Origin of the sequence: Streptomyces populi (assembly GCF_002911015.1) — a bacterium.
Taxonomy (GTDB): Bacteria; Actinomycetota; Actinomycetes; order Streptomycetales; family Streptomycetaceae; genus Streptomyces; species Streptomyces populi.
The window spans coordinates 1-11695 of record NZ_KZ627016.1 but is presented as its reverse complement, the minus strand read 5'-3'; the positions used below and the strand labels follow the sequence as shown (position 1 = coordinate 11695).

Genomic DNA, 11695 nt, shown 5'->3' with positions numbered 1-11695 from the left:
GCGCGGGGCGGTGGGTGTGTCGAGGCGGGGGATGAGGCGGCCGCGGTACCGGCGGGGTCGGATGGGCACCGCGGCCGCCACCCGCGCGCGTCGAGCACGCGGGAGTCTGGGGGCGTTCTGGGGGCGTCCTCGCGGATCAGCCCTTGGTTCCGCCCGCGGTGAGTCCGGTCACCAGGTTCTTCTGCACGAGGTAGAAGAAGGCGGAGACGGGTATCGCGACCAGAACGGCGGTGGCCGCCATCAGGTTGCGCTGCGCGTCGTGCTCGCTGACGAAGCTCTGGAGTCCGACGGCGAAGGTGTACTTCGAGTCGTCCAGCATGAACGTCGAGGCGAAGGCGACCTCACCGAACGCGGTGATGAAGTTGTAGAACGCGGCCACCGCGAGACCCGGCTTGGCGAGCGGCAGGATCAGCCGGAAGAAGGTGCCGAAGGGGCTCAGTCCGTCGACCCGGCCGGCCTCGTCGATCTCGAACGGGATGGTGTCGAAGTAGCCCTTGAGCAGCCAGGCGCTGTAGGGCACCGCCGTCGAGCAGTAGACGAGGATCAGGCCGAAGTAGGTGTCGATGAGCTGCAGGTCCGAGAGGATCTGGTACATCGGCACGATCAGCACGGCGATCGGGAACATCTGGGTGACCAGCAGGACCCACATGAACTTCTTGTAGCCGGGGAAGCGCATGCGCGAGACCGCGTAGCCGGTGGTGGCCGCGACCATGACGCCGACGACCGTGGTGCCGAGCGACACGATGATCGAGCTCTTCATCCACTCGAAGAAGTTCGTGTGCTGGAGCACGAAGCTGTAGTTGTCGAACGTCATCGTGCCCCAGATGCGTCCGGGGTGCAGGTAGTCGTCCTTGTCCGGTCCGAGGGACAGGTAGACGAGCCAGGCGATCGGGAACAGCGCGACCAGGCTCGCGACGGTCAGGATGCCGTGGGAGGCGAGCGAGCCGGCGAGGCTGCGCTGACCGCGCTTGCGCGCCGGGCGGGTCGGCTCGGCGGGCCTGGTGGCCTGGTCGGCCGGAGGCGTCGGCAGTGTGGTGGTACTCATGGAGACTCCCGCCTCAGATCGCGAGCTGCTGGTCATTGCGGTTCAGCCAGCGGCGGTAGAAGGAGGTGAAGACGATCAGGATGGCCAGCAGCAGCATGCCGTAGGCAGCCGACTGGGCGAAGTCACGCGGCTGCTGTCCGAAGCCGAGGTAGTAGGCCCAGGTGACGAGGATCTGCGCGTCCGGGGCGGTGTTGCCGAACAGCAGGAAGATCACCGCGAACTGGTTGAACGTCCAGATGATGCCGAGGAGCACGACGGTGGAGCTGACCGACCTGAGACCCGGCAGGGTCACGAAGCGGAACTGCTGCCACTTGTTCGCGCCGTCCATCTCGGCGGCCTCGTACAGCGTCGCGTCGATGGACTGGAGTCCGCCGAGCAGCGAGACCATCATGAACGGCACACCGCACCAGGTGTTGACCATGATGGCGGCGAAGCGCTGCCAGAAGGTGTCCTCGAGCCACAGGGGCGAGGGCAGGTGCACCGCGTCGAGCATGGAGTTGATGATGCCGCCGTCGGCGAGCATGAAGCGCCAGCCGAAGACGGTGACGAAGGTCGGCACGGCCCAGGGCAGCACCAGGATCAGCCGGTAGAACGTACGGCCGCGCAGCTTCTGGTTGAGCAGCAGCGCGAGGCCCAGTCCGACGCAGTAGTGCAGGGCGACACAGATGACGGTCCAGGCGATGGTCCAGATGAAGTGCGACCAGAAGCGGTCGTACGCCGTCGGACCCCACAGGATGTCCTTGTAGTTGTCCAGCCCGATGAACTTGTAGGTGGCGTCGATGTGGTTGACGCCGATCGTGCGAGCCGAGTTGAGGCTGTTGGCGTCCGTGAGCGTCAGGTAGAAGCCCCGCACCAGGGGATAGAGCACCAGTCCGCCGAGGACGACGACGACCGGGGCGATCATCGCGTACGCGTACCAGTACTTCTGGTAGGAGTGCTTGAGACGCTGCATCCGGCCGGGACGCGGTGCTCGGTCACCGCGGCTTTTACCGGTCGCACGATCGATGGCGACTGTCATGGTTCGACACCTTCTGCAAGATCAGGGTTGGGGCGCACACAGCCGGTGGCCGCCGGGCCGGCCCGCCTTGCGGCGGAGCGGGATCCGGCGGCCACACGGGCTCACTTGCTGAAGTCCGGCACCAGCTTGGCGATGGCCAGCTCGACGTTGCTCAGACCCTTGTCCAGGGACTCCTTGCCACCCGCGATCTTGGGCAGCTCGGTGTCGAGCGGGCCCCACAGCGAGCTGTACTCGGGCAGCGCCGGGCGCGGCTGGGCGGCGGCGAGGACCGTGCCGTAGCCGGCGATGCCCGGGTCGGCCTTGACGGCGTCGGTGTAGGCGTCGTCACGCGTCGGCAGCGTGGAGTTCTTCAGGGCGATGGTGGCCTGGGACTTCGCCGAGGTCATGAAGTTCACGAACTTCAGCGAGGCCGCCTGGTGGGCCTTGTCCGAGCCGGCGTAGACCGAGAGGTTGTGGCCGCCGGTCGGGGCGCCCGCCTTGCCGGTGGAGCCGGCCGGGACGGTGGCGATGCCGAGGTTGGCCTTGTCCGAGAACGCCGAACCCTTGTAGAAGTTCGTGATCTCCCAGGGACCCTGGACGATCGCGGCGACCTTGCCGTTGACGAACGCGTCCTGGATGTGGGCGTAGGCGTCGGCGGTGGTGTCGGCCTTGTGCAGGCCCTTGCCGGAGAAGAGGCCCAGCCAGGTGCCGTACGCCTTCTTCGCGGCGTCCGAGTTCACCGTGATCTTCTTGGCGGAGGCGTCGACGGTGTCGGTGCCCTCACCGTAGAGGAAGTTCTGCGCGTAGTAGGCCTGGGTCGAGCCCCAGTAGCCGTCGACGCCCGTCTTCTTCTTGATCGTGGCGGCGGCCGTCTTCAGGTCGGCCCAGGTCTTCGGGGCCTCGGCGATGCCGGCCTTCTTGAACAGCGCCTTGTTGTAGACGAGCGCCAGGGTGTCCGTGACGAACGGCACACCGTAGGTCTTGCCGTCGAACTTGGCCTGCTCGATCAGGTTCGACTTGAACTTGGCCTGGTCCTTGAGGGCCTCGGTGCCGTCGAGCGGAAGGAAGTAGCCCTTCTTCGCGAACGCCGGGGTCCAGCCGACCTCGGAGCGCAGGATGTCCGGGGCGCCGGAGGCACCGGCGGCCGTGTCGAACTTGTTCTGCGCCTGGTCGAAGGGCACGTTGACGTACTTGACCTTGACGTTCTTGTTGGCGGCCTCGAACTCCTTGATCAAGGCCTGGTACGTCGGCGCCTCATTGGTGGCGTTGGACGTGTCCCACCACGTGATGGTGACCGGCCCGCTGGCCTTGTCGCTGCTGTCACTGCCGCTGCCGCCGCAGGCCGTCGCCGCGAGGGCGAAAGACGCCACCAGCGCACTGGCCGCTATGCCACGCCGCATGAGTTCTCCTTGAGGGTGAAAGCCCGAGTAGGTGGGGAACCGGTCCCGCCCGGTCCCCTTGCCGACTTGCCGACTGCGCCGTTGCGTCCGCCGGGCGACTGGAACGTAACAGCCATGTAAGCGGTGCGAAAGACCTTGCAGCAAAAAAGTGAAAGAGATGACGACAGTTACTTGCCCGTGACCTCGAGGCGGCCGTCCCGCAACCCTGTCGGCAGGCCGCTCAGCAGACATGCGGACGTCTGTGCAAGACTCTGCAAGCACTTGCCGCGCGCGTCGCATACCGGGATCATCGACCGTCAGCGCCTTGCAGGAGCCACCCCTTCCCGCGCGGCGAGCGCACGGGACACCGAGCCGACCAGAACACGAGGGAGCGCGATGACGCAGCAGCCCGCAGCGGCCCGATCGAACGCCCGCACACGGCGTCTGGTTGGTGGGCAGGGCGAGATACGGCCGGTACAGTCCAATCCTGTGACCACACGGCTTGCCGACATCGCAGCCCAGGCGGGGGTCAGTGAGGCGACTGTCAGTCGCGTCCTGAACGGGAAGCCGGGCGTCGCCGCGACCACGCGCCAGGCTGTCCTGGCCGCTCTCGACGTACTGGGCTACGAACGCCCGGTGCGTCTGCGCCAGCGCAGCGAGGGCCTGGTGGGCCTCATAACCCCCGAGCTGGACAACCCGATATTCCCTGCTCTCACGCAGGTCATCGGGCAGGCCCTGACGCGCCAGGGCTACACCCCCATCCTCGCGACCCAGACCCCCGGCGGCTCCACCGAGGACGAACTGACCGAGATGCTCGTCGACCGCGGGGTCGCCGGCATCATCTTCGTCTCCGGACTGCACGCCGACACCTCGGCCGACATGCAGCGCTACGAGCAACTGCGCGGCCGGGGCGTCCCCTTCGTCCTGGTCGACGGCTTCTCGCCGAAGGTGCAGGCGCCGTTCATCTCGCCGGACGACCGCGCGGCGATGGCGCTGGCGGTCACCCACCTCGCCTCGCTCGGGCACACCAGCATCGGGCTCGCCCTCGGGCCCAAGCGGTTCGTGCCGGTGCAGCGCAAGATCGAGGGCTTCGTGCGCGCGATGCAGGAGCAGTTCGGCCTGAACCCCGCGGACGTCGAGCAGCGACTGATCCAGCACTCCCTGTACACGCTGGAGGGCGGCCAGGCCGCCGCGAGCGCCCTCATGGACCGCGGCTGCACGGCGATCGTCTGTGCCAGCGACATGATGGCGCTCGGCGCGATACGGGCGGCACGCCAGCGCGGCCTGGAGGTCCCCACGGACATCTCGGTCGTGGGATTCGACGACTCCGCGCTGATCGCCTTCACCGACCCGCCGCTCACGACGGTCCGCAAGCCGGTGCCGGCGATGGGCCAGGCCGCGGTGCGCACGCTGCTGGAGGAGATCGGCGGGACGCCCGCGCCGCACAGCGAGTTCGTGTTCATGCCCGAACTCGTGGTGCGCGGTTCGACCGCTTCCGCCCCCGGGGACCGAAATCGTCCCTGAGCAGGACGACAAAGGGGGCGAAGCACTCCCACGGGTGCAGAAAGTGCGGCCGGGACCCGACCCTAGGATCATCGGTGGGGGAAGCCTTTTCTGGCAGACTCTGTGCCTATGGGTGATACGACCGTGTCGTCACTGGAAGGCCGTCAGGCCACTCCACGGCCCGCCGCGGAGGACAGGACGGGGAACACGCTCCTGCGCCGCATGCGAACCCCGCGTCGCCCCCGCCTCTGGTTCGAAGTCCTGCTCATCGCCGTGAGTTACTGGACCTATTCGCTGATCCGCAACGCCGTTCCGGAACAGCGGCACGAGGCACTCCGCAACGCGGACTGGATCTGGCGGACGGAGCACCACCTCGGTGCCGCCGTCGAGGAGTCGGTCAACCACGCGGTGAACCAGGTCGGGTGGCTGATCATCGGGATGAACTACTACTACGCGACCCTGCACTTCGTGGTGACGCTGAGTGTCCTGGTCTGGCTGTACCGCTGTCATCCCGGCCGCTACGCGGCGGCCCGTCTCGTTCTCTTCGCCACCACGGTGGTGGCCCTCGTCGGCTATTACTTCTTCCCGCTCGCGCCACCCCGTCTGATGACCGGCGGCACCTTCGTCGACACGGTCATGGTCCACCAGACCTGGGGCTCGATGGCCTCGGGCGATCTCAAGCACATGTCGAACCAGTACGCCGCGATGCCGTCCATGCACATCGGCTGGGCCCTGTGGTGCGGGCTGACCGTCTTCGCGCTGGCCAGGGCGCCCTGGGCGCGGATCCTCGGCATCCTGTACCCGGTGGCCACCCTCGTGGTCATCGTCGCCACCGCCAACCACTTCTGGCTGGACGCGGTGGGCGGCCTGCTCTGCCTCGCCTTCGGCTTCCTCGTGGCGCGCCTGTGGTACGGCGCGCTGCCGTACGCGCTGCCGCAGTGGGTGCCGGGGACGCGCGGGACCCCGGTCCTGCCGGTCAAGACCTGAGCCGGGCGAGGCCCCGGACCGGGTGAGAGCCCGAGCCGGGTGAGGGCCCGGCCGCCGCCCGGCGTCACGTCCGGTGACCGCCGGGCGTCCGCTCACGCTCCGTAGAACAGTTCGTCCACCACGGCCCGGGCCCGCCGGGTGGTGCGCCGGTAGTCGTCGAGCATGTCCCCGACGTGTCCCGGGTCGTACCCCAGATAGCGGCCCACGGCGGCCAGCTCGCGCCCGTCGGAGGGGAAGGTGTCGCCGGCCCTGCCCCGCACGAGCATCACGGCGTTGCGCACCCGGGTGGCCAGCACCCAGGCCTCGTCCAGGGTCGCCGCGTCCTCCGTGGACAGCAGCTCCGCCGCGCGCGCCGCCGCCAGCGCCTGACGGGTCCGGGTCGTCCTGAGGCCCGGCTCGGCCCAGCCGTGCCTGAGCTGCATCAGCTGGACCGTCCACTCCACGTCGGAGAGACCGCCGCGCCCCAGCTTGGTGTGCAGGGTCGGGTCGGCGCCGCGCGGCATCCGCTCCGACTCCATCCGGGCCTTCAGCCGCCGGATCTCCCGGACGGCCTCCTCGCCCAGCCCCTCCGCGGGGTACCTGAGCGGATCGACCAGCTCGACGAACCGGCTCCCGAGGTCGGCGTCCCCGGCCACGACCTCGGCCCGCAGCAACGCCTGCGACTCCCACACCAGCGACCAGCGCCGGTAGTACGCCTCGTACGACTTCAGCGTCCGGACCAGCGGCCCGGACTTCCCCTCGGGCCGCAGGTCCGCGTCGATCAGCAGCGGCGGATCCGCGCTGGGGATCTGCAGCAGCCGCCGCATCTCCGAGACCACGGCGTTCGCGGCCCGCGCCGCCTCCTGCTCGTCCACGCCCTCGCGGGGCTCGTGCACGAAGAGCACGTCCGCGTCGGAGCCGTAGCCGAGCTCGTGGCCGCCGAAACGGCCCATCCCGATCACCGCGAACCGGGTGGGCAGGGTGTCGCCCCAGCCGTCCCGCACCACGGCCCGCAGGGTGCCCGCGAGCGTCGCCGCCGTCAGGTCCGAGACCGCCCCGCCGACGAGGTCGACCAGCGCTCCCTGGTCGGCGACGGCCGGTGTCTCCTCGGTCCCGTAACTGGCGACGATGTCCGTCGCGGCGATCCGGAACAGCTCCCGGCGCCGGACACCGCGCACGACGGTCACGGCCTGCTCGCCGCCGTCGGCCCGCCGCACCGCGGCGAGGATCTCCTGCTCCAGCTGGACCCGGCCGCGCGGTTCGAGGCCGCCGCTCTCCCCGTCGCCGAGCAGGGCCACCGCCTCCGGCGCCCGCATCAGCAGGTCGGGGGCGAGCCGTCCCGCGGAGAGCACCCGCGCGAGGTTCTCGGCGGCGGCGCCCTCGTCCCTGAGCAGCCGCAGGTACCAGGGGGTCTTGCCCAGCGCGTCCGACACCTTGCGGAAGTTGAGCAGACCGGCGTCGGGGTCCGCGGAGTCCGCGAACCAGCCGAGCAGCACCGGGAGCAGGGTCCGCTGGATGGCGGCCTTGCGGCTGACGCCGGAGGCCAGCGCCTCCAGGTGGCGCATGGCTGCCGCCGGATCGGCGTACCCGAGTGCGACGAGGCGTTCCCTGGCCGCGTCCGGGCTCAGCCTGCTCTCGCCCGGGGCGAGCTGGGCGACGGCGTCGAGCAGCGGCCGGTAGAACAGCTTCTCGTGCAGCCGCCGCACCATGGCCGTGTGCCGCTTCCACTCCCGGTTCAGTTCGACCGCCGGGTCGGCGCGCAGCCCGAGCGACCGTCCGATCCGCCGCAGATCGGCCTCGTCCCGCGGCACCAGATGGGTGCGCCGCAGCCGGAAGAGCTGGATGCGGTGCTCCATCGACCGCAGGAAGCGGTAGGCGTCGTCGAGCTGCACGGCGTCGGCGCGCCCCACGTACCCGCCCGCGGCGAGCGCCTTCAGGGCGTCCAGGGTGGTACCGCTGCGCAGGGTCGTGTCGGCCCGGCCGTGCACCAACTGTAGGAGCTGTACGGCGAATTCGACGTCCCGCAGTCCACCGGGACCGAGCTTCAGCTCCCGTTCGATCTCGGCGGCCGGGATGTTCTCCACGACCCGGCGCCGCATCTTCTGCACGTCGGCGACGAAGTTCTCCCGCTCGGCGGCCTGCCACACCAGCGGGGCGAGGGTGGCCACGTACTCCTCGCCCAGGTCCAGGTCCCCGGCCACCGGGCGGGCCTTGAGCAGCGCCTGGAACTCCCAGGTCTTGGCCCACCGCTGGTAGTAGGCGAGATGACTGCTGAGCGTCCGCACCAGGGGGCCGTTGCGGCCCTCGGGGCGCAGATTGGCGTCGACCGGCCAGATGCTGCCCTCGACGGTCGTCTCCGAGCAGATCCGCATCATGTGCGAGGCGAGCCGGGTGGCCGCCTGCACGGCCTTCCCCTCGTCGGCTCCCTCGGTGCCCTCCCCGACGAAGATCACGTCGACGTCGGACACGTAGTTCAGCTCGTGTCCCCCGCACTTGCCCATCGCGATGACCGCGAGCCGGCACAGCGCGGCGTCGTCGGGCGCGGCGGCCCGGGCGACGGCGAGCGCGGCGCGCAGGGTCGCGGTGGCGAGGTCGGCGAGTTCGGCCGCGGTCTGGGCGAGGTCGGTGGTGCCGCACACGTCGCGTGCGGCGATGGAGAGCAGGCAGCGGCGGTAGGCGACGCGCAGCGAGACGGGGTCCGTCGCGTCGGCCAGCCCCCGTTCGAACTCCTGGACCCCGGGGTGCAGGTCCCGTGCCTCGTAGGTGACGAGGGCCTGCCAGTCGTGCGGGTGCCGGGCGAGGTGGTCGCCGAGCGCGGCGGAGGCTCCGAGCACCCCGAGCAGCCGGTCCCGCAGCGGTTTGGCCGCGATCAGCGTGTCGAGGAGTTCCCGCTGGGCCGGGGGGCCGTCCTGGGCCTCGACGAGCCGGACGAGTCCGATCAGGGCGAGGTCGGGGTCGGCGGTGGCGCCCAGCGCGTCCAGGAGGACCGGGTCGGACCGTACGGGGGCCAGTTCGGTGCCCTCCAGGAGCCGCTCGGCCGCCGACGGATCGGTGAAGCCGTGCCGCAGCAGCCGCGTGAAGGTACTGCTCCTGCGCCCCGGCGCCGTCATCCCGGCCTCCCTGTCGGATCGGACTCCACGGATCATCGGATCAAGGTCGTGCGAAGCGAGCCTAACCCCGGTCTCCAGGGTGGCGCCCCGCACCGGTCTGGGCTTCTGTGGACAGAGCCATGAGCCGTACGGCAAGGGAGTCAAGCCATGGACATGACCCTCGAAGTGATCCTGCTGCCGGTCTCCGACGTGGACCGGGCCAAGGAGTTCTACCGCGACAAGGTCGGCTTCCACGTCGACCTGGACGGGGAGGTGATGGAAGGGGTGCGGATCGTGCAGCTGACGCCGCCCGGGTCCGGGTGTTCGATCGCGCTCGTCGACGGGCTCGAGATCCCGACGGGCACACCGCGGCCGGGGACGTACCACGGGATGCAGCTGTGCGTCCAGGACGCCGCGGCGGCGTACGAGGAGCTGACCGCCCGCGGCCTCGACGTCAGCGAGCCGGTCGCGTTCGCCCCGCGGGACGGAGCCACCTTCATGTATTTCACCGACCCCGACGGGAACGGCTGGGCGATCCAGGAGTACCGCCGGCGGGCGGAGGAGCCCTTGCACCAGGTGCTGGCCCAGCTGGCCCGCGATCACTGAAGGCAGCAGTTCATCCGGTCTTCACCCCTCGGGTCGAGGGATGTGAGCCCGAGGAGTGTTGGCGTGCACATGCTCTGTCCGCACCGCCACCGTCGCCTCTCCCCCCACCGGAGGTCTGAAGTGTCCGGCAGAAACGTGTACACCCGCAGCCGTGCCGTCGTGGCATCCGCCCTCGCCCTCACCGCGGCCGCGGTGGGACTGTGGAGCGGACTCGCCGGCTCGGCCCCCGCGCACGCCGCGGCCGCGGTCCCGACCCCGGACCACGTCGTCGTCGTGGTCTTCGAGAACCACGCGTACAGCCAGGTGATCGGCTCCTCCAGCGCCCCGTACATCAACTCGCTCAGGACCGGCGGGGCCAACCTCACGCAGTCGTACGCCGAGACGCACCCGAGCCAGCCCAACTACTTCGCCCTGTTCTCCGGCTCCACCCAGGGCATCACGGACGACAGCTGCTACACGCCCGGCTTCTCCTCCGCCCCGAACCTCGCCTCCGAGCTGATCGCCGCGGGCAGGACCTGGGGCAGCTACAACGAGACGCTGCCCAGCCAGGGTTCGACCACGTGCAGCAGCGGGAACTACGCGCGCAAGCACAACCCCTGGTTCGGCTTCAGCAACGTGCCGACGTCCAGCGCGAAGACGTTCGCCCAGTTCCCGACGGACTACTCGACGCTTCCGCAGGTCTCCTTCGTCGTCCCGAACCTGTGCAGCGACATGCACGACTGCTCGGTGTCCACCGGTGACACCTGGCTGAAGAACAACCTGGGCGCGTACGCCACCTGGGCCAAGACCCACAACAGCCTGCTCGTCGTCACCTTCGACGAGGACAACCGGCTCAGCGGCAACAAGATCCCGACCGTGCTCTACGGCCGGCAGGTGACCGCCGGGTCCACCTCCTCCACCACCTACAACCACTACGACCTGCTGCGGACGCTGGAGGACATGCACGGCCTCACGTCGCACGCCGGCAACGCGGCCTCCGCCAAGGACATCACGGGCATCTGGGCGTCCTGACATGTACCTCGCGGACAGCCGCGCCGGTGCACCGGAGAGCGCGGCACCGTCCGCGGAGAGCGCCGCCCGGCCCCGCGCCGGGCGGCGCCTCACCGCGGTCGGACCCACGGTGCTGGCACTCGGCACGGTCAGCCTGATCACCGACGTCTCCTCGGAGATGGTGACGGCGGTCCTGCCCCTGTACCTGGTGGCGGGCCTCGGCCTGTCCCCCCTCGGCTTCGGGCTCCTCGACGGGATCCACAACGGCTTCTCGGCACTGGTCCGGCTCGCCGGGGGGCATCTCGCCGACCGGGGCGGCGGCCGCCACAAGTGGGTGGCGGGCGCCGGATACGCCCTCTCGGCCCTGTGCAAACCGCTGCTCCTGGTGGCACAGACCCTGACCCCCATCGGGCTGGTCCTCGCCGCCGACCGCACCGGCAAGGGCCTGCGCACCGCCCCGCGCGACGCCCTGATCTCCCTGTCGAGCACCCCGGAGACCCGCGGCCGCGCCTTCGGTGTCCACCGCGCGATGGACACGGCGGGCGCGCTGCTGGGCCCGCTCGTCGCCTTCCTGATCCTCCGGGCGACCGCCGACGGCTACGACGCGGTGTTCACGATGAGCTTCTGCGTAGCCTTGGTGGGCGTCCTGGTCCTGGTGCTGTTCGTACCGGACGACCCGGCCGCGCGGCCCGCGTCCGCGGCGAGAGCCGCCGGGACACGGTCCGATACGGCCCTTGCCGCGGGCACCGCGACCGTGGACGCCCGGGACGCCGCGGGCGTGGACGTCCGGAGGGCCGCGGGCACCGCGACCGTGGACGCCCGGGACGCCACGGACGCCACGACCGTGGATCGCCGGGACGCCCTGGTCCCGCGCTCCGCGGAGTCCAGCGGCTCCCCGGACTCCGCAGGTCCGCGCCGGGTCGCCGAAGGCACCCGCGCGCCCGTCGCGCCCGCCGCCCCCGCCGCGCCCCGTCCCACCCTGCGCGCCGCCCTCGCCCTCCTGCGCCGGCCGGAGCTGCGCGGCATCACGCTCTGCGCGCTCCTGCTCGGCCTCGCCACGGTCAGCGACTCGTTCGTGTTCCTGCTGCTCCAGCGCAGGCTGGGGGTGCCGGACCGCTGG

At 70.4% G+C, this 11695-nt stretch carries 9 protein-coding genes; 5 read left to right on the top strand and 4 right to left on the bottom strand.

What is annotated here, in order from left to right; all coding sequences use genetic code 11:
- Window positions 1-136: 136 nt before the first annotated feature.
- The 3 genes from CW362_RS40695 to CW362_RS40685 form a co-directional block, all read right to left on the bottom strand.
- A complete protein-coding gene (locus CW362_RS40695; protein WP_103554626.1) occupies window positions 137-1045 on the bottom strand; it encodes a sugar ABC transporter permease in 909 nt (302 codons plus the stop codon).
- A 13-nt stretch (window positions 1046-1058) separates the two neighbouring features.
- Entirely contained in the window at window positions 1059-2063 is a 1005-nt protein-coding gene (locus CW362_RS40690) for a carbohydrate ABC transporter permease (protein ID WP_103554625.1), read from the bottom strand.
- Between the two features lie 101 nt (window positions 2064-2164).
- Complete coding sequence (locus CW362_RS40685) at window positions 2165-3442, bottom strand: extracellular solute-binding protein (protein ID WP_103554624.1); 1278 nt, start codon at window positions 3440-3442, stop codon at window positions 2165-2167.
- Window positions 3443-3910: 468 nt separating this feature from the next.
- Here CW362_RS40685 and CW362_RS40680 point away from each other — a divergent pair, with 468 nt between their 5' ends.
- Together CW362_RS40680 and CW362_RS40675 are read left to right on the top strand one after the other, a co-directional pair.
- Window positions 3911-4945, top strand: a complete 1035-nt coding sequence (locus CW362_RS40680; RefSeq protein ID WP_103554623.1) for a LacI family DNA-binding transcriptional regulator — start codon at window positions 3911-3913, stop codon at window positions 4943-4945.
- A gap of 108 nt (window positions 4946-5053) precedes the next feature.
- Entirely contained in the window at window positions 5054-5911 is an 858-nt protein-coding gene (locus CW362_RS40675) for a phosphatase PAP2 family protein (protein ID WP_103554622.1), read from the top strand.
- Between the two features lie 92 nt (window positions 5912-6003).
- Here CW362_RS40675 and CW362_RS40670 read toward each other — a convergent pair whose 3' ends face one another.
- Window positions 6004-9000, bottom strand: coding sequence for a bifunctional [glutamine synthetase] adenylyltransferase/[glutamine synthetase]-adenylyl-L-tyrosine phosphorylase (locus CW362_RS40670; RefSeq protein ID WP_103554621.1), 2997 nt, complete (start codon window positions 8998-9000; stop codon window positions 6004-6006).
- A 147-nt stretch (window positions 9001-9147) separates the two neighbouring features.
- Here CW362_RS40670 and CW362_RS40665 point away from each other — a divergent pair, with 147 nt between their 5' ends.
- The 3 genes from CW362_RS40665 to CW362_RS40655 form a co-directional block, all read left to right on the top strand.
- Window positions 9148-9585 (top strand): VOC family protein, encoded by a 438-nt coding sequence (locus tag CW362_RS40665; RefSeq protein ID WP_103554620.1) that lies wholly within the window; start codon window positions 9148-9150, stop codon window positions 9583-9585.
- A 120-nt stretch (window positions 9586-9705) separates the two neighbouring features.
- Window positions 9706-10596: an alkaline phosphatase family protein gene (locus CW362_RS40660; RefSeq protein WP_103554619.1), complete on the top strand. Its 891-nt coding sequence runs from the start codon at window positions 9706-9708 to the stop codon at window positions 10594-10596.
- Between the two features lies 1 nt (window position 10597).
- The coding region (locus CW362_RS40655) for an MFS transporter (protein WP_103554618.1) at window positions 10598-11695 on the top strand (1098 nt) is incomplete at its 3' end.